This is a genomic window from Shewanella sp. 8A (assembly GCF_023475945.1).
GTDB lineage: Bacteria > Pseudomonadota > Gammaproteobacteria > Enterobacterales > Shewanellaceae > Shewanella > Shewanella xiamenensis.
Window position 1 is genome coordinate 49548 of record NZ_JAMDJP010000006.1, and the last position, 22918, is coordinate 72465.

Consider the following 22918-nt stretch of genomic DNA (forward strand, 5'->3'; position numbering starts at 1 on the left):
AATTGCTGCAAAAATAACCCTGAAACGTCAACACGCCCTAATCATTCAGCCTCTTTACATAGCGCACTTAACCACAGTCGATCCCCCAAGATTGCCTTACGTTTATTCTCTGTTAGTATATGTATAAATTCACAGTGATTGAGTGCTAACGACTTGCAGCAATTGGATCTTGTTCCGATCACCGAACTCAAGGGCGTCGCCAAAAGAGTCGCGGAAAAACTCGCCAAACTCGGCATCACAACAGTACAAGATCTGCTGTTTCACTTGCCCCTGCGCTACGAAGACCGCACGCAAATCTATCCCATCGCCGCACTCATGCCCGGAAATTACGGCACCATTGAGGCCGAAATCCAGTCGACTCAAATCCTTCAAGGCCGTAAACGTATGCTCGTCTGCAATGTGCGTGACAATACTGGCAGCATGAGCCTACGCTTTTTTAACTTTTCAATGGCGCAGCGCAATGCGATGCAAAATGGATTAATGATCCGTGCCTATGGCGAAATTCGTCGCGGCAATCATCAAGCGGAAATAGTCCACCCCGAATATAAAATCGTCTATCCGGGTGAGGATATTCACCTAAGCGATACACTCACGCCGATTTATCCCACCACCGAGGGCTTAAAACAGGCGAGTTGGATTAAGCTCACCGAGCAGGCACTTGAATTATTAGAAGATGGCGGCTTGACCGAGTTATTACCCGCCCATTTGCAGCCGAACAATTTGAGCCTAAAACAGGCGCTGCAAACCCTGCATCGCCCCCATGCGGGAATTTCACAATTTGATTTAGAGCTTGGTCAACACCCCGCGCAGCAGCGACTGGTGCAGGAAGAATTACTCGCCCACAACCTGAGTATGCTTCGTCTCAGGCAACGCAGTAACCTCGACGCCGCCGTGACCATGCATGCCACAGGCCAGCTATTAAATCCCTTTCTCGCCTCACTGCCCTTTAAACCTACAGGCGCGCAGCAACGTGTCGTTGCCGAAATAGGTAAAGATTTAGAGCAACCGCACCCCATGATGCGCTTAGTGCAAGGGGATGTTGGCTCAGGCAAAACCTTAGTCGCCGCCCTCGCCGCCCTTCAAGCGATTGAAAACGGCTATCAAGTGGCCATGATGGCGCCCACCGAATTACTCGCCGAGCAGCATGCAGCTAACTTTGCCGCGTGGTTTGAACCACTAGGATTAAAAGTCGGTTGGCTTGCGGGTAAGCTTAAAGGTAAAGCTCGGGCGCAATCTTTAGAGGATATTGAATCTGGCGCCGCCCAAATGGTGATCGGTACCCACGCCATCTTTCAACAGCAGGTTATCTTCCAAAAGCTTGCCTTAATCATCATCGACGAGCAGCACAGATTCGGTGTCCACCAACGGATGGGGCTAAGGGAAAAAGGCATCAATCAAGGGTTTCATCCCCATCAGTTGATTATGACGGCAACCCCGATCCCACGGACGTTAGCCATGACGGCCTACGCCGATTTAGATACCTCGATTATCGATGAGTTACCCCCTGGTCGCACGCCCGTTACCACAGTCGCCATACCCGATTCGCGCCGTAATGAAGTACTCGAGCGCGTCCGCAACAGCGTGATCACGGACAAGCGCCAAGCCTATTGGGTCTGTACCTTGATTGAAGAATCCGAAGTCCTCGAGTGCCAAGCCGCCGAAGATACTGCCGAAGAATTACGACTATCGCTGCCGGAGCTGACCATAGGTTTAGTCCACGGCAGGATGAAAGGTGCTGAAAAGCAACAAATTATGGCGGACTTTAAAGCGGGAACCATCAACTTATTGGTGGCAACCACAGTAATTGAGGTCGGCGTCGATGTCCCCAATTCCAGCTTGATGATTATCGAAAACCCCGAACGATTAGGGCTTGCACAGCTGCACCAACTGCGAGGACGAGTAGGGCGCGGTGCCGTAGCCAGTCATTGTGTGTTACTCTACAAGGCGCCGCTGAGTCAAACCGCAAGTCAGCGGTTGAATGTCCTGCGGCAGAGTAATGATGGTTTTGTTATCGCACAGAAAGACCTAGAGATACGTGGTCCCGGTGAAGTGTTAGGCACTAAACAGACAGGGCTAGCCGAACTTAAGATAGCTGATTTAGTTAGAGATCAAGCGCTTATACCACATATCCAAAAGCTTGCGAATCATGTGATGTCGCAAGCACCCGATGCGGTTGATGCCATTATTCATCGTTGGCTTGGGCATAGGCAACAATATGTCCAAGCGTAAACCTTAAGCTAACCCCTTCAAGGTAAAATAAATTCAACCTGTTCAGCTAACCGCTATGGACAAGCGCGTGTAAACTTGCAAAATGAACTTGCAACCTAAAAGGCGGCACTTGCACTTTAATGTTAGCTGCATGATATTCACCACATTACCTTGACACTGAAGCGAAGGATGTAAAATGCAAGTTAATCAAGATGATAGAATTACACCTCAAGAGACCTCGTCTAGCAGCAATCGCTTTGCATTGATTGCGATTGTGCTCGTCATCCTGCTCTCTGCGGCAGGTTATTACTACTATAGTAAAGATGACTCACCCAAACTCATTCCTAATGCACCGATAGTACTACCAGAGCCACCATCGTCAGAACCGCTTACTCTGGAAACAAACCCGGAGCCTGAAACCACTCCAGTGGAAAACGTAACACCACAAACGACCACGACGGAAACTGACTCAACCACTACCGTTGAGCCTCAAGCGCCCGTAGAAACGGTGCCAAACTTGCCTGAGAGTGATGCTTTTGTGCATCAAAAAGCACTGGCACTTATCAGCAATAATGTCGTAGGTTCATCCTTAGTCACACAAGATTTGATCCGTCAGTTTGTAGTCTTCGTGGATAACTTGGCGCAGGGCGAATTGACCCGCAAAGTCAGCCCAATTAAGGGCCCTGAAAAACTCTTTACCGTGGCGGAAATCACTAACAAAGTGTATTTAAATCCAGAGAGTTACCACAGATATGATGCCTACGCGACCGTCATTGCCAATATGGATGAGCAAAGCTTAATGCACACCTACAAGCAACTCACGCCGCTATTTGATGAAGCCTTCGCTGAACTGGGTTATAGCAACGCCAAATTCAATGACAGAATGCTACAAGCAATTAAGGTAATGCTCGCAGCGCCAATTATTGAAGAGCCCATTGAGCTGAGTTCAATTAGCGTCAACTATCGCTTCGTTGATCCCAATTTGGAAGCCTTACCCAGTGCCCAAAAACTGCTTGTTCGTATGGGACCAGAGAACACTCGTAAAGTGAAAACTGCACTGCGTAAAATGGAAAGCCAACTCGCACAATAGATTGATATTCAATCAATAGTGGCATTATTAATAATAAACAGGCGCCTCGAGCGTCTGTTTACTATTGATATCAGAGCCTGTTCAACTGAGGTTAAGCCACTTAGTCTACACTCCCTGTCTTTATCCCGTTCTGAAAACTATGTTAGCCAACAGTGACAAAGCAAAATCTCATTGCATTTTATTAACCTTGCATATGCAAATGACTTCATTAAAACTAAGGACTTAGTGTAGAATGTGCCGTTCAATAAATGGGAGAATTGTGTTCGTTCATCCAACGAGCAAATAGCGATAAGCCAGTCAATTCATTAATGTTTTCGCTTAGTTAGGGATAACTAAGACAGCTTTAAATAGTGTCGAGGCAAAGTAGTGCAACTCAGATTCAGCATCCTCTCTTGGGGGGCGTGGGCTCCAAACTATCCGCAGCATGATGACTGGCAAACTTGGTGCAAGCACTCGGCTGAAACGACCAAAGAGGCTTCCCCCACTGACAGCATATCTCCGGCACTTCCCCAAGTGCCAGCCATGCAGCGTAGACGCTTTAGCCGTTTAACAAAAATGATGCTGGATGTCAGTTTTCAATGTGATACGCCACCAAACTGCCGTTCGATATTTGCTTCCCGCCACGGCGAACTGCATCGCACAATTGGCTTACTCGAAGATATTATCGCTAAGCAACCGCTTTCTCCCTTAGGTTTTAGTCAATCCGTGCATAACACCGGCAGTGGTATTTTGGGCATTTTACACAATAACACCGCCCCTTCTACCTCAATTGCCGCAGGCACTGAAACCCTTTCCCAAGCCATGGTGGAAGCTTTCGCCCAGCTACATCAATCAGCAGAGCCGTTATTACTGATCTTTGGCGATGATCCTGTGCCACCGGTATACGATGAGTTTACCCAAGAGTATGAACTCCCCTTAGCCTTAGGTTTTACCCTCGCGCCTGCTTGTCATCGCTCGTCCGTAAAGCTCACGCTAAGCCAACTGACTCAAGCACAGCAACAAGTCACTCCTGCGCTGTCCTACGGCATGTTGATCCATGCTCTAGCGACCTCACAAAACATTGCTGGCTGTTTATCCCATTGGCACTGGAGCGTAGAACATGGCTAATCCCGCTCCACAGGGGGCACAGTTCAATGTCGCTTATACGCTGCCCGAAAAACGCCGCACGGGAATCAACTATATTCCCCGTTGGCTCGGTGGCGTCAGTTGCTATATTGCCTTTGGTTTAGGTGGACTGTTAAGTTCGCTCACTATATTGCCGTTACTGCGTTTTTGGCCCGGCACACCTGAGGCGAGGATTATCCGCGTGCAAAAAGCCGTGCACACTATGTTTAAAGGCTTTGTCGCTATGTTGACGTGGGCTGGGGTGATCAACGTTAGCACCCATAATGCCGAGCAGTTACATAGCGCCAAAGGGGTGATCGTCATCGCCAATCACCCGAGTCTCGTCGATGTGGTGGTGTTGATCAGCCTCATGCCCAATGCGGGTTGTATCGTTAAACAAGGCCTTTGGCGTAATCCGTTTTTACGTGGTGTGGTTTCCTGCGCAGGTTATATCCCGAATCGCGGCGCAGAGTTGATGCTCGAAGATTGCCGCGAAGTGCTCGCCAGAGGCACTAATTTAATTATCTTCCCTGAAGGTACGCGCACAGTATTTGGCTCAATAATTAATGAATTTGCCCGGGGCGCCGCCAATATTGCCATTCGTACCCAAGCCGATATTTTACCTGTGGTTTTGCGCACTAATGTGCGAGGTTTGACAAAGGAACAGCCTTGGTATGAGATCCCAAGGCAGACCATGGGGATGGCCGTCGAAATCGGCAATCCAATTCCTCACCAAGCCTATCAAGCCCCTTTGGGTGAGCATGCGAAAATGGCCCGACAATTAACTCGGGACCTTGAACAATATTATCAACAACAACTCGAAAATAATTATGACTTTACACAACGAAATTAAACAGTTAATTATCGACTGCCTCGACCTAGAAGATGTCAGTATTGATGATATTGAAACCGATGCGCCGCTATTTGGTGACGGACTCGGACTCGATTCTATCGACGCCCTCGAGTTAGGGTTAGCCATCAAGAAAAAGTTTGATGTCAAAATCGAAGCCAACTCGGATAGCACTAAAGCACATTTTTACAGTGTGGCCAGCCTTGCTAAATTTATCGAATCACAGCGCCCATAGGAGAGGAAGATGCAAAACCGTGAACAAATCCTCGCTATGCTGACCACGATTTTAGTGGATGAGTTTGAAATCGATGCCGATGCGATTACCCCTGACGCCAATCTTTACGAAGAGTTAGATCTGGACAGTATTGATGCCGTCGATCTGGTGATTAAGCTGCAACAACTGACAGGCAAAAAAATTCAACCCGATGAATTTAAATCAGTTCGTACCGTCAATGATGTGGTCAACGCCATTGAAGGCCTAGTAAAAGACTAATGCGCGTCCTGCTACAGGTGCTCACCGCACTCGCGCTGATCGCCTACCCAGTTGCCGTGTATTTGGGGCTAAACTATCTACCCGCAGGCACAATCGCCCTAGTGCTTTGCCTGTTGTTAGTCGTGCGTTTAATGCTGCAAAAGCAAAAGGTTAAGACATTAGCCTTGCCTTTGATTGTGGGGATTGCGCTCACTGCTGGCAGTTTTGTGGCAAAACGCAGCGACTGGCTGTTGTATTACCCCGTGGTGATTAATCTCACCATGTTAGCCCTGTTTAGCTACTCGCTATACCAAGGCCCAAGCATGATAGAGCGGCTCGCGCGGTTAAAAGAACCCGATTTGCCGGATGAAGCCATAGGCTACCTTAAAAAAGTCACCCTACTTTGGTGCGGCTTATTTATCCTTAATGGCTCAATGGCGGCCTATACCGCCGCATTTACCAGCCTAGCAACTTGGACCTTGTACAACGGTTTGATTGCATATGTACTCATGGGACTGCTCCTCGGTGGGGAATGGTTATATCGCAGCTTTTGGTTGAAGAAAACATGACACAGCTACTCAAAAACTGGTTAATCCAGGGGCCATTCGCCCAACAACTGATCAGCTTTAACCACCATGACATAGTCACAGGTACCTTGTTTACCAATCAGGTGACCCATTTTTATGAGCAGCTGCGCCAAGCGCCTGAGCAAAAATGGCTACTGGCGAGTGATACCAGCGATCTGTTTGCCGTTGGCCTGTGTGCCGCACTCTTGGCAGGCAAAGAAATTATTTTGCCGCCCAACACCCAAACCGGCACCTTGAGCGAATTAACACACCAATTTGAAGGCATATTGTCCGACAAACCATTGTGCGAGAGTCACGCCTTTATCCTATTGAATAAAGAGCTGAGTCTGCCAACCAAACCTTGGCCCAAGAGCGACACCTTTGGTGAACTGGTGCTGTTTACCTCGGGCAGCAGTGGCGAGCCTAAGGCCATTCGCAAGAGCTTAAGGCAGCTCGATGCCGAAGTGACTGTGCTCGAGCATACCTTCGCCGAACATTTGCCCCATTGCAGTGTGGTCTCAACCGTGTCCCATCAGCATATCTATGGCTTGCTGTTTAAAATCCTCTGGCCCTTAGCCGCCAGTAGACCCTTTTTAAGCGAGCAAATTGAATATCCAGAGACCTTAAGCTACTACACTGCGCTGTTGCCTAATCTGTGTTTGATCAGTAGCCCGGCACAATTATCCCGTTTGCCCAAGGCACTGGAGCACGAACGCCAATTACGTTCTCCCAGCTTAGTCTTCAGCTCCGGCGGCCCCTTAAGTTTCACCGCCGCCCAAGGTGTCGCCCAATGTTACGGCCATTTACCCATAGAGATTTTTGGTAGCACCGAAACCGGCGGTATCGCCTATCGCCGCCAACATGAGGCCGATGAACCTTGGCAAGTGTTTGAACAAATTACCATAGACCAAGACGCTGACGATGGCGCCCTGCTGCTAAAGTCACCCTATTTGGCCGACGATCAATGGTTACGTTGCGAAGATAAAATCGAACCGACAGCCAATGGCCAATTTAGACTCAAGGGCAGGCTCGATCGCATCGTTAAGATTGAAGAAAAACGCCTGTCGCTGGCGCAAATGGAGACCTTGCTCTGTAGCCACGCCTATGTCGAGCAGGCTGCCTTGGTCGTATTGCCCCAGTTTAAATCCCAGTTAGGAGCCGTCATTACCCTGTCACCATTGGGCCGTAGCGTGCATCAAGAGCAGGGAAAACTCAGTATCAACAATGCCTTAAAAGCGCATCTACTGACCCAGTTTGAACGAGTAACCTTACCGCGCCGTTGGCGTTACCCCGACACCCTACCGTTAAACACTCAGGGTAAGCGTGTCGCCGCCCAGCTAGTTGAGTTATTTGACCATGATTAAGTCGAGTTTACCGCCGATACTCACATCAGAGTTCGGCCCTGATAGCATCGAATTACGCCTGCTGGTCGCCGCCGATCTCGAATATTTTAACGGCCATTTCCCCGAGCAAGCCGTACTCCCCGGCGTGACCCAACTCGATTGGGCCGTGCGCTTAGGTTGCGAGCATTTTGGTTACAACGCTGCGGTCGCTAATTTAGAAGTACTAAAGTTTCAACAGCTTATTCTGCCAGGGCAGGAAGTGACCTTAGTCATCAGTCACAATGCCGCCAAGGAAAAACTCACCTTTGCCTACAGCGATGGCGACCACCGCTATGCCTCAGGCCGTATCAGCTTTGCCAGCAAGCAAGGTGATGGAGCGGCGCAGTGACCGACGGAATGAACGACATAATGTTAGCCCCGCCAAGTGATTTAATGGGCCCAGTCCCAATCAAGCTGGCACTGGTGATCCCCAATTACAATCACAGCGCCGCTATCGCCCAGACCTTGGCCGAGCTCGCCACTCTTAATCTGCCCTGCTATTTGATTGACGATGGCAGTAATGATGAGACCCGCTATCTGCTGCAATCCTTGGCGGAGCAACACGATTGGGTGACCTTGCTGCAACACCCCTACAATCGGGGCAAAGGTGCAGCGGTGATGACAGGGCTTCGCCGCGCCTATCGCGATGGCTTTACCCATGCGCTACAGGTCGATGCCGACGGCCAGCATAATTTAAGTGATATCCCCGCCATGCTCGCCAAGGCGCAGGCCAAGCCGGATGCACTGATCTCGGGTAAGCCCGAGTACGATGAGTCCGTGCCCAAGGGGCGACTCTACGGCCGTTATCTCACCCACTTTTGGGTATGGGTCGAAACCTTAAGCTTTGATATTCAAGATTCTATGTGCGGATTTAGGGTGTATCCCCTAGCTGCCACCGAGCGTCTCTTCAGCCAACAAGCACTCACAGAGCGGATGGATTTCGATATCGAAATCCTAGTAAAACTCTACTGGCAAGGGGTAGAAATTCTGTTTCACCCCACCAAAGTGATTTACCCCGAAAACGGCGTCAGCCACTTTCAAGGTGTGGCCGACAATGTGCGTATCACTAAACTGCACACGCGGCTATTTTTTGGCATGTTAAAACGTCTGCCGCAGTTGCTGCGCCGTAAACAAGCGGCGAAATCGACGTCGTCTGCTCATACTGCGACCCATTGGTCAGCCATGAAGGAGCGCGGCAGTTATTGGGGCATCAAACTGTTAGTCGAAAGCTACCGCTTTGGTGGCCATTGGCTATGCCGCGCCATTATGTATCCGGTGATTTGCTACTTCTTCCTGACTGGCAAAGTCAGCCGCGAAGCCTCATTGGATTTCCTGCGCCGCGTACAGCACCTCGAGCCACGGCATCCTCAGTTAAATCAGCCCGTTGGCTGGCGTGACAGCTTAAGCCACTTTATCGCCTTTGGTAATGCGGCGCTCGATAGAATCGATGCTTGGTGCGATCGCATTCAATTAAGCCAAGTGGATTTTCCTGACCGCCAAGTGCTGGCCGATCAGCTAGAAAGCGGCCAAGGTGCCGTGCTGCTGGTGTCCCACTTAGGCAATCTCGAGCTGTGCCGCGCGATTTCAATCCACCAGCGCAAGGTCAAAGTCAATGTCATGGTGTTAACCAGCCATGCCGAAAACTTTAATAATGTACTCAAGCAATTAAACCCTGATAGCACGCTGAATTTGATCCAAGTGACCGAGCTAAATCCCGCCACCTCCATGCTATTACAACAAAAAATTGAAGACGGTGAGTTAGTGGTGATTGCAGGGGATAGAACCTCATCCCACTCCCAAGGACGCGTGGTATACGCGCCATTTATGGGTGAAGAGGCGGCCTTCCCGCAGGGGCCATTTATTTTGGCCGGACTCTTAGATTGCCCTGTGTATCTGATGTTTTGCCTGCGCGAGCAAGGGCGTTATCGAGTGCATTTAGAACGCTTCGCCGAGACACTTAAAGGCCCACGAGCGGGCAGAATGGAACGACTCCAACAGGCCGTTTATCGCTACAGCGAACGCCTCGAACACTATGCAAGGCGTGAGCCTTTGCAGTGGTTTAACTTTTTTGATTTTTGGCGGGACGATAGCAAGGTCAACCGCGCGACATCCGCCCACAAAACGACAGCAGCACTCCCGGAGCAGGAGCGCACTACAGACAGGACAGAGCATTTATGAGCCACGCAGTTACTCAAACGACAACCGTTGAGTCGCCAATCGAATTTGGCCGTCAGTTACTCACATTAGAGCAAGTCGTTGCCGTGACAAAGGGCGCCAAGGTCAAACTCTGTGATGATGCCGATTATCAGGAATATATCCAAAAAGGCGCCCGCTTTATCGATAGTTTGCTGCACGAAGAAGGCGTGGTCTACGGTGTCACCACAGGCTATGGTGACTCTTGCACAGTGAATGTGAGTCTCGACTTAGTCCACGAGCTGCCACTGCACTTATCCCGCTTCCATGGCTGTGGCCTAGGCGAAGTCTTGAGCGTGATGCAGGCGCGCGCCGTGATGGCTTGCCGTTTAAACTCCCTCGCCATCGGTAAATCCGGCGTAACCTATGAGCTATTAAAGCGCATCGAAACTTTGCTTAATCTCAATATCGTGCCAGTGATCCCAGAGGAAGGTTCAGTCGGTGCCAGTGGCGATTTAACGCCACTGTCTTATCTCGCCGCCGTGCTAGTTGGCGAGCGAGAAGTGATTTATAACGGCGAGCGCCGAGCCACCCAAGAGGTTTACCGAGAGCTGAATATCACGCCCCATGTGCTGCGCCCCAAAGAAGGCTTAGCCCTGATGAATGGCACGGCAGTGATGACAGCATTAGCCTGTTTAGCCTTTGATCGCGCACAATATTTAGCGCGTTTAGCCAGCCGCATTACCGCCATGGCGTCGTTAACCCTCAAAGGCAACTCGAACCATTTCGACGATATTTTGTTTGCTGCCAAACCCCATCCAGGGCAAAACCAAATCGCCACTTGGATACGGGAAGATTTGAACCACCATGTTCACCCGCGCAATTCCGACAGATTGCAGGACAGATATTCCATCCGCTGCGCGCCGCACATTATTGGCGTGTTGCAAGACGCGCTGCCCTTTATGCGCCAATTTATCGAGACCGAAGTTAACAGCGCCAACGACAACCCGATTGTCGATGCTGAAGGCGAGCATATTCTCCATGGCGGCCATTTTTACGGCGGGCATATCGCCTTTGCGATGGACTCCTTAAAAAATACTGTGGCCAATATCGCTGATCTGATTGATCGCCAAATGGCATTAGTGATGGACCCTAAATTTAACAACGGTTTACCCGCTAACCTTTCGGGTTCGACTGGTGCACGTCGCGCCATCAACCATGGCTTTAAGGCGGTGCAAATCGGCGTTTCAGCTTGGACGGCGGAAGCACTGAAACACACTATGCCCGCGAGCGTTTTCTCACGCTCAACCGAATGCCATAACCAAGATAAAGTCAGCATGGGCACTATCGCCGCCCGTGACTGTATGCGTGTATTACAGCTGACAGAACAAGTCGCCGCCGCAGCCCTGCTCGCCATGACCCAAGGCATTGGTCTGCGTGTTAAACAAAACGAGTTAGACGAAGCTTCACTGACGCCATCGCTTGCGACCACGCTCGCCCAAGTGCGCGCTGACTTTGAGCCATTAGTCGAAGACAGGCCGCTCGAAGCCGTGCTGCGCCAAACCGTTGCGAAAATCCAAGCGGGCGAATGGGAAGTGTGCCGATGAAAGCCTTGCTCTGCATAGAAATGGACATGCAGGTCCCCTTCCACGATGTGGATTCGATGGGGATCACTTGGCATGGTAATTACCTGCGTTATTTCGAGATTGCCCGCTGCAAATTACTCGACGAGTTAGGCTACAACTATCGCCAAATGCAGGCCTCGAACTACGCTTGGCCGATTATTGATGTGCAGATCAAATACGTTAAGCCCAGCACCTTCGAGCAACACATTACCGTGCGCGCCGAGTTGGTCGAGTGGGAAAATCGTCTAAAAATCAATTATCAAATCCGTGATACCGCAACGGGCGAGCGTATTACTAAGGGTTATACCATTCAGGCGGCGGTGGATATGACGAGCCAAGAAATGTGCTTTGTGACGCCAGAGGTGTTTCGCAGCAAAATCGCACCGCTGCTGGCAAAGGTTGATAACGAATGAATGTCCTCCTCAAAACCTGGTCGCGAGCTAAGTGGGTGCAATGCGTCTGCCAAGGCGCACTGTTAAGCTGCATGCTGCTTGGCTCTGTGCAGGCGCAAGACCTTGCTAATCCTAACCTTACAGAAGCGAGCCAATATCAGCCCCTGTTTAACCAAGGAGCCGATAACGCCGCATTACTCGCCCTCAGCCAAAAGCTTAACCTTGGCGAGACAGTACGCGGCCACTTTGTGCAATCCCGCCAACTTAAAGTGTTAAAAAAGCCCCTCATTAGCCAAGGTCAGTTTGTGTTCGACAAAGACCAAGGGCTGATTTGGCAGCAGCTTACGCCCTTTGAGTCCTTGCTGATTTTAAAAGATAAGCAACTTATTCAGCGAGATAGCCAAGGACGAGTGCAAGTCAGCAGCGCCGATGCTTCGGCAAGTGCCGCAGCCATGGGGGATTTATTACCCAGTCTGGTGAGTGCCATGCTGGGCGGTGATATTTCAGGATTAAGCAATCATTTTGAACTGCACTTCTTAGCTCAAAAAACGTTAACGAACGAATTAGCTAAGGAAAACTGGCAGCTAGGATTAACCCCTAAAGATCCGCTGATGAAAAAAGCCATCGCTAATATGGTGCTCGAAGGCAGCGATACTCTTCATGCCTTAGTGCTGCTCAGCGCCGCACCCAACGTGAGTCCGCAGGATATCACCCGTATCGATTTTCGCGAGCTGCGCCAAGGTAAACTGAGCGACGCCGAATTAGCCCAGTTCTCAATCGCGCTAACTCAAAAAGTTTCTCCACGGGAGACTGATCCTCAAGAGAGCAAGGCAAAATAATGGCGACCAAGATTGCCACGCGCATAGGTCACAGGCTGATGCACACATCAAGCAAATTACGCCTTGCGATTTGGCTGTGTCTGATGCTGGCGGCGAGCCTGTGGACGCTGCAACTGTGGCAAAATGGAGCTAAGGTTCAAAGCGATATTCTCGCCATGTTACCCCATCTGCAGCAGGATGCGCTCACAGCGCGCGCCCTCGAGCAAGTGGAGTCAACACTCGCCGATCAAGTGTATCTTGCCCTGATTGCCAAGGATGAAACGCAAGCCATTGCGGCGGCAACGCTCCTGATGGAGCAGCTTAAGACTCAAAATACCGCCTTTACCGATATTCGCAGTGCCGACATACAAATGGGTGAAGCCCTAGGCCAATATTATTTTCCCCATCGATTTAAGCTATTAACCTCAGAGCAAGCCGATGCGTTAACCCATAATGGCCTCGATAACTTGGTTGCCTCGGCCACACAACAGCTCTACAACGCCTTTAGTTACGCCAATAGCCAACTGCTCACTCAAGATCCTTTGCTGTTATTTCCCGCCAATTTGCTCGCCCTCGCGCCCAGCTCGAAACTGAGCGCTAGCCAAGGGATTTTACTTGCTCATCCACAACGTGTTGATACCAAACAAGGTGTTAATAGCAGTGAAGGCGTGGCCGCTATTGTGATGGCAAAGGGCAAAGACAGCGCCTTTAATCCCAATGCCCAACTCATTCAGCAAGCAGCGTTAACACAAGCACTTACTACAGTCACTGAGCAATATGCCGGCATACAAGTGTTACAGGCGGGCGCGCTATTTCATGCTATAGAAGCAACGAATACCGCTAAGAGTGAAATCTCTGTCCTCGGTCTCGCCTCTTTGCTCGGCGTAGTGTTATTGGTTTGGCTGGCGTTTCGCTCCGTGATGCCACTCTTGCTGGCGATGGTGACCATAGGCAGCGGCTTGCTGCTGGCGGTGACCTTTACCCTAAGCGTATTCGGGGAGCTGCATTTACTTACTCTCGTCTTTGGCACCAGCCTGATTGGGATTGCTATCGACTACAGTTTCCACTTTTACTGCGAGCGGTTGAGCGATCATCAGCGTAGCGCGCAGGCGACCGTGGCCTATATTTTCCCCACTGTGTCGCTCGCCTTTATCACCAGCGCCTTGGCCTATGTCGGCATTGGCCTCGCGCCGTTTCCCGGTATGCAGCAGGTGGCGATTTTCTGCGCCTCTGGCTTACTCGGCGCCTACCTGACGTTAGTGCTGGCTTACCCACTCTTAGCGGGCAGCAAGTTACCTTCGGGAGAGCGTCCGCTAAATCTTGCACAGGCCTATCTTACAAAACTCACCGGATTCTCAAACAAACTGGTGTCGCCATGGGGATTGAGTCTATTCACCTTAGTGTTCGTAAGTGTTTGTCTGCTGGGTATCAGCCAACTTAAGGTGGATGATGATATTCGCCATTTACAACAAAGCCCTGCGAGCGTGACAGAGCCTGAAGATAAGCTCAGAAAACTCCTCAGTGGTGGTACCGATAACCAGTTTTTATTGGTGCGCGCATCGAGTGAAGAAGCCTTACTGCAACGGCTCGAAGCCCTTAGCCCACAGCTCGATGCCGCCATAAAACAGCAAGAGCTGGGCAATTATGTCAGCCTCAGCCGTTACCTACCGAGCAAGCAAAAGCAAGATGCAGCGTATCAATTACAGGGCGAGATTTACCAGTCGCAATTAACCACAGTACTAAGCAACATTGGCCTTGATGAGAGCCTAGCGCCAAACCTTTCTGCGGCCTATCTTGCTGCTAAAGACAGCTATATCACCCCGGCGGATTTTTTCGAACTGGGCTTTGGTAAACAGCTAGCGCCACTTTGGCTTGCACCACTGGGATTAGCGCCGCTTGAACACTCAACGGAGCCAAGGGCCAGTGCAGATAATACAAACCTAGGAAGCGACAGCCATGGCGCCATAGTGTTGCTCGGTGGTATTGAAGATATTGCGGCTCTTAAAGCGCGCTTTGCCAAAGATCCACAAGTGCAACTTATTGATAAAGTAGCGGATATCTCCACCGTGATGGGGCATTATCGCCTGCTCACCCTTAAATTATTGGGGCTAGCACTGGTTATCGCACTCTTGCTATTTAGCCTAAGTTTTGGACTCAAAAAGGCCACTGTGGTTGTCGCCGTGCCAGCACTCGCCGCGGTACATACCTTAGCCATTTTAGGCTTAGTCGGCTCCCCCTTAAGCTTATTCCATGCGCTGGCGCTGATTTTAGTCTTCGGGATTGGGATAGATTACAGCTTGTTTTTTGCCGCCGCAGCGCAACATGGCAGGGCGGTGATGATGGCGGTGTTTATGTCCGCCTGCTCGACCCTATTGGCCTTTGGCTTACTCGCCTTTAGCCAAACCCAAGCTATTCATTACTTTGGATTAACCCTATCCCTCGGCATAGGCTTTACCTTTGTACTTTCGCCATTGATTTTGACCACTCGTCAGGTTTTAACCACCAACAAGGTCTCGATACCTACAAGGAATGTTATTTAAATGTCCACATCTACTGCGGCTAGCGCCACACAGTCTCACTCCCTTTGCGTCGATGTCGCCATTATTGGCGCGGGCCCTTCAGGCTCGATTGCCGCTAGCCTGCTACATAAGCAAGGCAAACGTGTCATCGTGCTCGAAAAACAACACTTTCCGCGCTTTTCGATTGGTGAGAGTTTGCTGCCCTGCTGTATGCAATTTATTGAAGAAGCGGGCATGTTAGAGGCGCTGAATGCCGCGGGATTCCAATATAAAAATGGCGCGGCCTTCCGCCGTAATGGGGTATATACCACCTTCGACTTTACCGACAAATTTACCCCAGGGCCGGGAACAACCTTCCAAGTACAACGGGGAAACTTCGATAAATTACTCGCCGATACTGCGGCAAGCTTTGGGGTGGAGATCCGTTACGGTGAAACCGTTGAGGCGATAGATTTAACTGCCGCGCCACGTTTAACTGTGCGTAACGAGCAGGGTGAACTTTATCAAGTCGAGGCCAAATATGTACTCGATGCCAGCGGTTTTGGCCGCGTATTACCACGGCTGCTCGACCTCGAAACGCCTTCCTCACTTCCTACCCGCAGCGCCATCTTCACCCATGTGGAAGATAACATCAGCGATCCCAACTTCGACCGGAATAAGATTTTAATTAGCGTCCACCCGCAGCATCAGGATATTTGGTACTGGTTAATACCCTTCAGCAACGGCCGCTGCTCACTTGGTGTGGTGGCTGAACCGCAATTACTCGCGCGCCTTGAAGGCGATTTAGAGCAGCAGTTAATGACCATAGTCAAGGAAGAGCCCGGCCTTAACGCACTACTTGCCAATGCCAAAGTCGCCCAACCCTGCGCGACGCTCAAGGGCTATTCCGCCAACGTATCGCGCCTTGCCACCGATAAATTTGCGTTGCTGGGCAATGCCGGTGAGTTCCTCGATCCGGTGTTTTCATCGGGCGTCACTATCGCGATGCAGTCGGCATCCATGGCAGCAAAATGCGTGACCAAACAACTAAATGGTGTCACTGTAGACTGGCCTGCCGAATACTCAGCGCCGTTAATGCAAGGGGTGAACACCTTCCGCACTTACGTGCAGGCTTGGTACGATGGCCGCTTCCAAGATGTGATTTTTTATGAAGATCCGAATCCTAAAATCAAGCAGATGATTTGCTCGATTTTGGCGGGCTATGCGTGGGATGTGCAAAATCCCTTTGTTAAAGAATCCGAGCGACGTCTAAACATGGTGGTCGAGCTATGTCGGCAGGATGCTGAACTCACGACCACCGAACCAGCAATCAGCGAACTCACAATCAACGAATTAGCCGAGGTGTAATTCGATGCGCTTAAGCCTTAACGCCAAAGGTCGCCCTAACGCCAAAGGTCGCACAAAAGCGATAGTGACAGTTGCCCTAATGCTCCCAAGCCTAGGCTTGATGGGCTGCAGTGAGCTGCTCTATCGGCAAACCTGCGTCGGATTCACAAAAGATATGCGTTATTGCTTAGCGCCACTGCCACAGCATTTTGGCCCCGCAACGGATAAACCGCTTACCAAGCCTCAGGCAAATGCGCCCCAAAGCCAGACTCAAAGCCAGAGTCAGCAAAACGACAGCAAAACTGGGGTATCTTCGCCCCAGTCCTTTAGTCAGAAGGTGAGCATAAAAGTGGGCGATAACACCCATGAGCTGCTCACCCAGCTTGAACTTGAAGGGGAACGCATGACGCTGGTTGGGCTCGCTCCGCTAGGGCAAGCGTTGTTTACCTTGGTTTACGATGGGAATACACTCAGCAGTGAGCAGAGTCAGCTACTCGGGAATGAGTTTAAAGCCGAATATCTGATGGCGATGATGCAACTTATCTATTGGCCAGAACAGAGTATTCGTAGTCATTTAGAAGGTGGAAGTTTAGTGACAGGGCTATGTGACGCCATCCCCTGCCGCCAGTTTTATAGCCAAGACACGCTTATCAGTTACAACGATAACCAAACCCAAGTGATACAAATTCGTTATCAGCACCAAACCGACGATACCCTTTGGCAGGCACATATTAATTTAACCATGCCGCAGGCAAAGTTTGAGTTAGAGATACAACCGATTTAATCGTCCTTTGACAATGCCATAGGCACCCGTTAACCGCCAATCGATATGAGCCTTTAGCATTGCTCGCATCAAAGGCCATAGGTATAGCAAGCAGCAATGAATAACAGAGTCGCCATTACACAGATTGGATTGTGTACCCCGTTAGGGCAAACGCCCGAGCAGGTGTTAGCCCGCTTGATTGCAGGCGATACCAGTGCCATGCAAACCAATGACACCCTATTATTTGGGGAGTCGACACTGGTTGCGCCCGTCACTGAGCCATTACCGACGATACCTGCCGCACTGGCGCAATTCGATTGTCGCAATAATCAGTTACTCCTTGCTGCCGCACAGCAAATTACCGATACGGTCGAACAGGCGAAACAGACATATGGCGCCGACCGCATCGGCGTGGTCTTAGGTACTAGCACATCAGGGATTTCGAAGGGCGAAGCCGCCTTGGCCTATCGCAATCAACACGGCCACTTCCCCGCCGATTACCATTACTTTCAACAGGAATTAGGCAGTACCAGCGATTTTTTACGCCAGTTATTTGCGCTCCAAGGTCCCTGCTACACCATTTCGACCGCCTGCTCCTCTAGCGCTAAAGTGTTTGCCAGCGCCAAACGCCTACTTGAAGCCAAGCTGTGCGATATGGTGATTGTCGGCGGTATCGACAGCCTGTGCCAACTCACAGTTAACGGTTTTCACGCCTTAGAGTCGGTTTCCAAGGGGCATTGCAATCCCTTCAGCACCAATCGCGATGGCATCAATATCGGTGAAGGCGCCGCGCTATTTACCCTGACCTTAGCGACAGACAACACAGCAAATGAAGCCTGCGTATTACTCGCTGGTATTGGCGAGTCGAGCGATGCGCACCATATGTCGGCGCCGCATCCTGAAGGCGCAGGGGCGATTGCCGCCATGCAGGCCGCGCTTGATGATGCACAAATATCTGCGCAAGATATTGATTATATAAACTTACATGGCACAGCAACGCCTAAAAATGATGCAATGGAAAGCCGCGCCGTACTCTCGGTATTTGGCGACACGCCGCCCCCTGCAAGCTCAACCAAACCGCTGGTCGGCCATACCTTAGGCGCTGCGGGCGCGATTGAAGCCGCATTTTGTTACCTTTTGCTATCACAGCATAATCACAGCTTTGCCCTGCCGCCCCATAGGTTTGATGGGCAGCAAGATCCACAGGACCCAAGCATTGCGCTAGTCGCGCCCATGCAATTTGCCGAGCATGGCAAGCTTAACTATGTGATGAGCAACTCCTTCGCCTTTGGCGGCAGCAATGCCAGCCTGATTTTTTGCCGTAAAGGGGCTTAAGATTGATGTCCAGTTCTATCGATACCGCAATTTCAGCCGCCGAGCCGATTTGGCTGCAACACTTAACCGAGCAGAATATTGCCGATTTTATTCCGCATCGTGCGCCAATGATCTTGATTGATAAGATTATTAGCCATCAGCCGGATGTGCTCGAAACTGAAGTGCTGATCACTCCGCAGAGCGCTTATTTTGACGAGCATCGTCAAGCCGTCCCCAATTATGTGGGTATCGAATATATGGCACAGAGCATTGCCGCTTTAGCGGGCGTTGAGGCTAAACTGCGTCACGATAAAATCCGCGTGGGATTTTTATTGGGATCGCGTAAATTAGCCTTACACACGGCGCAATACGAACTCAATCGCTGCTACCGCACTCAGGTTAAACGCCTCTATCAGGAAGAGTCGGGACTGGCGGTATTTGATTGCCAGATTTATCTATTGCCCGAAGCGGGAGCGCAGCAAACACCACTGTTAGTGGCCGAGGCCAATGTGAATGTGTTCCAACCCCAGGACACCCAAGCGTATATCGCCTCAAGCCAGCAGGCTTAATGCCATGAGGCATGCTTGGCAGCAACAAGTCTTATCACAAAAGGATTTAGCCCTTTGATGCACAAACAACTCATCGAGCATCAAGGGTGGAGAAATAAAGATGAATAACAGAGTATTAGTCACAGGTTCGAGCCGCGGTATTGGCAAAGCCATCGCCCTTAAACTGGCTGCGGCAGGTTATGATATCGCGCTGCATTATCACAGCAATCAGGCCGCAGCCGATGCTAGCGCCGCAGAGCTTCGCGCCCTTGGTGTTAACGTCAGCCTCTTAAAGTTTGATGTTGCCGACCGCGTTGCCGTCAAAGCCGCCCTTGAGGCCGATATCGAGGCTAATGGCGCTTATTATGGCGTGGTGCTTAATGCGGGCATCAACCGTGACAATGCTTTTCCGGCGATGAGTGAAGCCGAATGGGATAGTGTAATCCACACTAACCTCGATGGTTTTTATAATGTGATTCATCCCTGCGTTATGCCTATGGTGCAAGCGCGCAAGGGTGGACGAATTATCACCTTGGCTTCCGTTTCCGGTATCGCGGGTAACCGTGGTCAGGTCAATTACAGCGCCTCTAAGGCCGGATTGATTGGCGCGACTAAGGCGCTGTCCTTAGAGCTGGCCAAACGTAAGATCACCGTAAACTGTATCGCCCCAGGTTTAATCGAAACCGATATGGTGGCGGATATTCCTAAGGATATGGTCGAGCAGTTAGTGCCGATGCGCCGCATGGGTAAACCCAATGAAATCGCAGCGTTAGCCGCCTTTTTAATGTCGGACGATGCCGCCTATATTACGCGCCAAGTGATTTCGGTAAATGGAGGCATGATCTAAATGACCCAGCGCAATCCATTAGGCAGACGTGTCGTCGTTACCGGTATCGGCGGTATCAGCGCCCTAGGCCATGACTGGCCAAGTATCGCAAACCGCCTTAAGGCACAAAAAAACTGTGTCGTGACGATGGCGGAATGGGACAAATACGACGGACTAAACACTCGCCTCGCCGCTCCCGTGACCGACTTTGAAGTGCCAAGCCATTATTCGCGCAAAAAAATCCGCTCCATGGGACGCGTCTCGATTATGGCGACTCGCGCCAGCGAACTTGCACTTATCGATGCAGGACTCTTGGACGACCCTATCGTCACTTCGGGAGAGATGGGTATTGCCTATGGATCTTCCACTGGCAGTACCGATCCCATTACCGCCTTTGGCGATATGCTCAAAAATGGCGATATGTCGGGCGTTACCGCCACCAGTTATATCCGCATGATGGCCCACACCACAGCGGTAAACGTGGGGGTTTTCTTTGGCCTTAAAGGGCGCATTCACACCACCAGTAGCGCCTGCACCTCAGGCAGCCAAGGCATAGGTTACGCCTATGAAGCGATTAAATATGGTCTGCAAACCTTAATGCTCGCGGGTGGTGGCGAAGAACTCTGCCCCACCGAGGCCGTAGTCTTTGATACGCTGTTTGCCACCAGTACCAAAAACACGACGCCAGAATTATCGCCACGCCCTTTTGATGCCCAGCGTGATGGCTTAGTGATTGGCGAAGGCGCTTGTACGCTAGTACTTGAAGAGTTAGAACACGCCAAAGCGCGCGGCGCGAAGATTTACGCCGAGATCGTCGGCTTTGGCACTAACTCCGATGGTCAGCATGTGACACAGCCCAATAGCGAGACCATGGAAATCGCCATTCGTTTAGCCCTTAAGGATGCGGCGCTCACGCCCGACGCCATTGGTTATGTGAATGCCCACGGTACCGCCACCGACCGCGGTGATATTGCCGAAAGCCATGCGACCCACGCGGTATTCGGTGCGGATATGCCGATTTCATCCCTTAAAAGCTACACCGGCCATACCTTAGGCGCCTGCGGCGCGTTAGAGGCTTGGGTCAGCATTGAGATGATGAATACGGGTTGGTTTGCCCCGACGCTCAATCTCGACAATATCGACCCAGAATGTGCCGCTCTCGATTACATTCGCGGCGAGCCACGTACACTCGACACCGACTATGTGATGAGTAATAACTTCGCCTTTGGTGGTATCAACACCTCACTGATTTTTAAACGCTGGAAAACGACATAAGGACATATCAATGAAACCATTAGTTGCAAGCATTTTACTCGGTATCAGTTTACTGGCCTCACCCACATGGGCGCAGGATTATACGGTTGAAACATATCAAGAAATTTTTAAAGGCGACAACCAATTTAAGCAAAAACAAGCCATCGAAGCCCTGACGCTTGCCGGATTATCCGATCCCGCCATTTACGATGTGTTAGAGGCCAAACTTATCGCATCGCTGCCACAAGCCACCGAGAAAAATGCTATCGACTATAGCGCCTGGTTAGTCAAAGGGTTAGCTTACTCAGGGAACGATAAATACAGCGGCACCATCAACAATATTATCAATGGCGACTACCATAAGAAGCTGAAAAAATACGCCACCCAAGCGCTTGAAAATCTTGACCAGTATAAAAAATGGAATGCTATTTTAGGCGATAAAAGCCAATATGTGGCCGAGCAAAGTACTAAAAATAATGCCTATGCCAACGCCTTTAAAAGCAATGATTTAGAGCTAATGCGCCTCGCAGCCAAACGCATGATGGACGATCAAAACTACGATGACTTTTTGCTAGAATGCCTGAGCGTTGAGCTGAAAAATCCACGTTTGATGAGTAACGACAAGTTAGCCATCGACACCTACGCCAATATGGCCAAGGCCCTCGCCGCATCGGGTAATACCCAATACCGTGAAGTGATTGAAAACATAGCCAACAATAACCCTAACAAAAAGCTGAAAAGTTACGCCGAGAGCTATTTGAAGAAGTACTACTAATCACTTGGGATGAGCAAAAGCGTTAACAACAAGCCGAGAATCATCTCGGCTTGTTGATCTCATTGTGTAAGCTGATCATGGTACTGACTCGACGACACGGTGAATATAAAACTAGGATTTCAAAGCTTATAAACGAGAGCCATGGATGGTGAACTGACCGTTAAACACGGATGTTGTTCCCGAGGATGCAGGGGCGGTCGCCTCGCCAATCACCATCCAATTCTGCCCGTCCTATTTTGCCAATGGTGCAACTATTTCGGTGCAGTTATTGATTTAACTAAAGGGTCTGAATTAAATGATATCCGATACTCATTTCCCCCTTTAGCATTGTTTGTAACCATTAAATAGTTTACATAACCAGACTTATTCATTGGACTATTATTACTAACGCTAAACTCATTGTAGAAATGAGTAAAATCATCTGGCTCTGAAAATATAAAATATCCAAAACAGATTTTATTATCACATGACACACGGTACTCATTTAGAATAGAACTATATTTTGACTTATTTAAAAACTCACTAATACTGTTCTCAAAAACTATTGTTTCAAACGACTTGTCTGGCATTGTCGAGAAAACATCTATAATTTCGTAAAAGTTAGCTGAAGCCAAAATTGAATTTAGCTTAGTACTATCAACAACATTGTCATCACTAACTATCCCTGTATCATAACCTCCATTAAGCTCCATTTTATGCTCAGCCAAAGAGTGCAAGGAACTATCACTTGTTCGTGGCTCTTTTATATTTTTTAACACATCAAAATTAACATTAGCATAGTTAGTATCATCGACCAAAACGATATGGCTATCTTTCATAAAGGATGTATCGTTAACACTAGCTTCATTATTATTTTCAAAAAAATACAATGTAATAAAAATTAAAACGAGTAGAACAAATAAAAAGAAAACGCTCTTACTTAACATAACAATCCCTGTAGTTTTAGTAAAAAT

General features: G+C 49.9%; 22 protein-coding genes. 21 read left to right on the top strand and 1 reads right to left on the bottom strand.

Annotated features, from left to right (window positions below; all coding sequences use genetic code 11):
• Positions 1-153: 153 nt before the first annotated feature.
• From recG to M0413_RS06275, 21 genes are all read left to right on the top strand, one after another.
• The gene (gene recG, locus M0413_RS06175; protein ID WP_249553579.1) at positions 154-2229 is read left to right on the top strand and encodes an ATP-dependent DNA helicase RecG; all 2076 of its coding nucleotides are present in this window, start codon (positions 154-156) and stop codon (positions 2227-2229) included.
• A 175-nt stretch (positions 2230-2404) separates the two neighbouring features.
• Complete coding sequence (locus tag M0413_RS06180) at positions 2405-3298, top strand: DUF3014 domain-containing protein (protein ID WP_037427687.1); 894 nt, start codon at positions 2405-2407, stop codon at positions 3296-3298.
• Positions 3299-3664: 366 nt separating this feature from the next.
• Positions 3665-4405: a beta-ketoacyl synthase chain length factor gene (locus M0413_RS06185; protein WP_249553481.1), complete on the top strand. Its 741-nt coding sequence runs from the start codon at positions 3665-3667 to the stop codon at positions 4403-4405.
• Entirely contained in the window at positions 4398-5255 is an 858-nt protein-coding gene (locus M0413_RS06190) for a lysophospholipid acyltransferase family protein (RefSeq protein WP_037427684.1), read from the top strand. The genes M0413_RS06185 and M0413_RS06190 overlap by 8 nt, the downstream gene beginning before the upstream one ends.
• Entirely contained in the window at positions 5233-5487 is a 255-nt protein-coding gene (locus M0413_RS06195) for a phosphopantetheine-binding protein (protein ID WP_011074022.1), read from the top strand. Before M0413_RS06190 ends, M0413_RS06195 begins: the two co-directional genes overlap by 23 nt.
• Positions 5488-5496: 9 nt before the next feature.
• The gene (locus tag M0413_RS06200; RefSeq protein ID WP_011074023.1) at positions 5497-5745 is read left to right on the top strand and encodes an acyl carrier protein; all 249 of its coding nucleotides are present in this window, start codon (positions 5497-5499) and stop codon (positions 5743-5745) included.
• Positions 5745-6293 (top strand): COG4648 family protein, encoded by a 549-nt coding sequence (locus tag M0413_RS06205; protein ID WP_249553483.1) that lies wholly within the window; start codon positions 5745-5747, stop codon positions 6291-6293. Before M0413_RS06200 ends, M0413_RS06205 begins: the two co-directional genes overlap by 1 nt.
• Positions 6290-7654, top strand: a complete 1365-nt coding sequence (locus M0413_RS06210; protein ID WP_249553485.1) for an AMP-binding protein — start codon at positions 6290-6292, stop codon at positions 7652-7654. Before M0413_RS06205 ends, M0413_RS06210 begins: the two co-directional genes overlap by 4 nt.
• Positions 7647-8021, top strand: coding sequence for an ApeI family dehydratase (locus tag M0413_RS06215; RefSeq protein WP_144376095.1), 375 nt, complete (start codon positions 7647-7649; stop codon positions 8019-8021). The genes M0413_RS06210 and M0413_RS06215 overlap by 8 nt, the downstream gene beginning before the upstream one ends.
• Before the next feature lie 20 nt (positions 8022-8041).
• Positions 8042-9850, top strand: a complete 1809-nt coding sequence (locus M0413_RS06220) for a glycosyltransferase family 2 protein (RefSeq protein WP_172588056.1) — start codon at positions 8042-8044, stop codon at positions 9848-9850.
• Positions 9847-11412, top strand: a complete 1566-nt coding sequence (locus M0413_RS06225; protein ID WP_144376072.1) for an HAL/PAL/TAL family ammonia-lyase — start codon at positions 9847-9849, stop codon at positions 11410-11412. The genes M0413_RS06220 and M0413_RS06225 overlap by 4 nt, the downstream gene beginning before the upstream one ends.
• A complete protein-coding gene (locus M0413_RS06230) occupies positions 11409-11843 on the top strand; it encodes an acyl-CoA thioesterase (RefSeq protein ID WP_144376071.1) in 435 nt (144 codons plus the stop codon). Before M0413_RS06225 ends, M0413_RS06230 begins: the two co-directional genes overlap by 4 nt.
• The gene (locus tag M0413_RS06235) at positions 11840-12661 is read left to right on the top strand and encodes an outer membrane lipoprotein carrier protein LolA (protein WP_249553487.1); all 822 of its coding nucleotides are present in this window, start codon (positions 11840-11842) and stop codon (positions 12659-12661) included. The genes M0413_RS06230 and M0413_RS06235 overlap by 4 nt, the downstream gene beginning before the upstream one ends.
• Positions 12661-15180 carry an MMPL family transporter gene (locus M0413_RS06240; RefSeq protein ID WP_249553489.1) on the top strand — a complete coding sequence of 840 codons (2520 nt, stop codon included), beginning with the start codon at positions 12661-12663 and terminating at the stop codon, positions 15178-15180. The genes M0413_RS06235 and M0413_RS06240 overlap by 1 nt, the downstream gene beginning before the upstream one ends.
• Entirely contained in the window at positions 15181-16506 is a 1326-nt protein-coding gene (locus M0413_RS06245) for an NAD(P)/FAD-dependent oxidoreductase (RefSeq protein WP_249553491.1), read from the top strand.
• 4 nt (positions 16507-16510) lie between these two features.
• Complete coding sequence (locus tag M0413_RS06250) at positions 16511-17269, top strand: DUF3261 domain-containing protein (protein WP_172588040.1); 759 nt, start codon at positions 16511-16513, stop codon at positions 17267-17269.
• A gap of 96 nt (positions 17270-17365) precedes the next feature.
• Complete coding sequence (locus M0413_RS06255; protein ID WP_172588041.1) at positions 17366-18583, top strand: beta-ketoacyl-[acyl-carrier-protein] synthase family protein; 1218 nt, start codon at positions 17366-17368, stop codon at positions 18581-18583.
• A gap of 5 nt (positions 18584-18588) precedes the next feature.
• Entirely contained in the window at positions 18589-19131 is a 543-nt protein-coding gene (locus M0413_RS06260) for a hotdog family protein (protein ID WP_239000478.1), read from the top strand.
• Positions 19132-19231: 100 nt separating this feature from the next.
• On the top strand, positions 19232-19957 hold the full coding sequence (locus tag M0413_RS06265) for a 3-ketoacyl-ACP reductase FabG2 (protein ID WP_172588042.1): 726 nt from the start codon (positions 19232-19234) through the stop codon (positions 19955-19957).
• The gene (locus M0413_RS06270; RefSeq protein WP_249553493.1) at positions 19958-21211 is read left to right on the top strand and encodes a beta-ketoacyl-ACP synthase; all 1254 of its coding nucleotides are present in this window, start codon (positions 19958-19960) and stop codon (positions 21209-21211) included. It begins immediately after the preceding gene.
• 10 nt (positions 21212-21221) lie between these two features.
• Positions 21222-21965, top strand: coding sequence for a hypothetical protein (locus tag M0413_RS06275; RefSeq protein ID WP_249553496.1), 744 nt, complete (start codon positions 21222-21224; stop codon positions 21963-21965).
• Between the two features lie 251 nt (positions 21966-22216).
• Here M0413_RS06275 and M0413_RS06280 read toward each other — a convergent pair whose 3' ends face one another.
• A complete protein-coding gene (locus M0413_RS06280; RefSeq protein ID WP_249553498.1) occupies positions 22217-22891 on the bottom strand; it encodes a hypothetical protein in 675 nt (224 codons plus the stop codon).
• Positions 22892-22918: the final 27 nt, after the last annotated feature.

Excerpts from the sequence above, each read along its gene's own strand:
- M0413_RS06180 (WP_037427687.1), top strand. The coding sequence starts at position 2,405 with ATGCAAGTTAATCAAGATGATAGAATTACACCTCAAGAGACCTCGTCT.
- M0413_RS06190 (WP_037427684.1), top strand. The coding sequence starts at position 4,398 with ATGGCTAATCCCGCTCCACAGGGGGCACAGTTCAATGTCGCTTATACG.
- M0413_RS06195 (WP_011074022.1), top strand. The coding sequence starts at position 5,233 with ATGACTTTACACAACGAAATTAAACAGTTAATTATCGACTGCCTCGAC.
- M0413_RS06200 (WP_011074023.1), top strand. The coding sequence starts at position 5,497 with ATGCAAAACCGTGAACAAATCCTCGCTATGCTGACCACGATTTTAGTG.
- M0413_RS06205 (WP_249553483.1), top strand. The coding sequence starts at position 5,745 with ATGCGCGTCCTGCTACAGGTGCTCACCGCACTCGCGCTGATCGCCTAC.
- M0413_RS06210 (WP_249553485.1), top strand. The coding sequence starts at position 6,290 with ATGACACAGCTACTCAAAAACTGGTTAATCCAGGGGCCATTCGCCCAA.
- M0413_RS06215 (WP_144376095.1), top strand. The coding sequence starts at position 7,647 with ATGATTAAGTCGAGTTTACCGCCGATACTCACATCAGAGTTCGGCCCT.
- M0413_RS06220 (WP_172588056.1), top strand. The coding sequence starts at position 8,042 with ATGTTAGCCCCGCCAAGTGATTTAATGGGCCCAGTCCCAATCAAGCTG.
- M0413_RS06225 (WP_144376072.1), top strand. The coding sequence starts at position 9,847 with ATGAGCCACGCAGTTACTCAAACGACAACCGTTGAGTCGCCAATCGAA.
- M0413_RS06230 (WP_144376071.1), top strand. The coding sequence starts at position 11,409 with ATGAAAGCCTTGCTCTGCATAGAAATGGACATGCAGGTCCCCTTCCAC.
- M0413_RS06235 (WP_249553487.1), top strand. The coding sequence starts at position 11,840 with ATGAATGTCCTCCTCAAAACCTGGTCGCGAGCTAAGTGGGTGCAATGC.
- M0413_RS06240 (WP_249553489.1), top strand. The coding sequence starts at position 12,661 with ATGGCGACCAAGATTGCCACGCGCATAGGTCACAGGCTGATGCACACA.
- M0413_RS06245 (WP_249553491.1), top strand. The coding sequence starts at position 15,181 with ATGTCCACATCTACTGCGGCTAGCGCCACACAGTCTCACTCCCTTTGC.
- M0413_RS06250 (WP_172588040.1), top strand. The coding sequence starts at position 16,511 with ATGCGCTTAAGCCTTAACGCCAAAGGTCGCCCTAACGCCAAAGGTCGC.
- M0413_RS06255 (WP_172588041.1), top strand. The coding sequence starts at position 17,366 with ATGAATAACAGAGTCGCCATTACACAGATTGGATTGTGTACCCCGTTA.
- M0413_RS06260 (WP_239000478.1), top strand. The coding sequence starts at position 18,589 with ATGTCCAGTTCTATCGATACCGCAATTTCAGCCGCCGAGCCGATTTGG.
- M0413_RS06265 (WP_172588042.1), top strand. The coding sequence starts at position 19,232 with ATGAATAACAGAGTATTAGTCACAGGTTCGAGCCGCGGTATTGGCAAA.
- M0413_RS06270 (WP_249553493.1), top strand. The coding sequence starts at position 19,958 with ATGACCCAGCGCAATCCATTAGGCAGACGTGTCGTCGTTACCGGTATC.
- M0413_RS06275 (WP_249553496.1), top strand. The coding sequence starts at position 21,222 with ATGAAACCATTAGTTGCAAGCATTTTACTCGGTATCAGTTTACTGGCC.
- M0413_RS06280 (WP_249553498.1), bottom strand. The coding sequence starts at position 22,891 with ATGTTAAGTAAGAGCGTTTTCTTTTTATTTGTTCTACTCGTTTTAATT.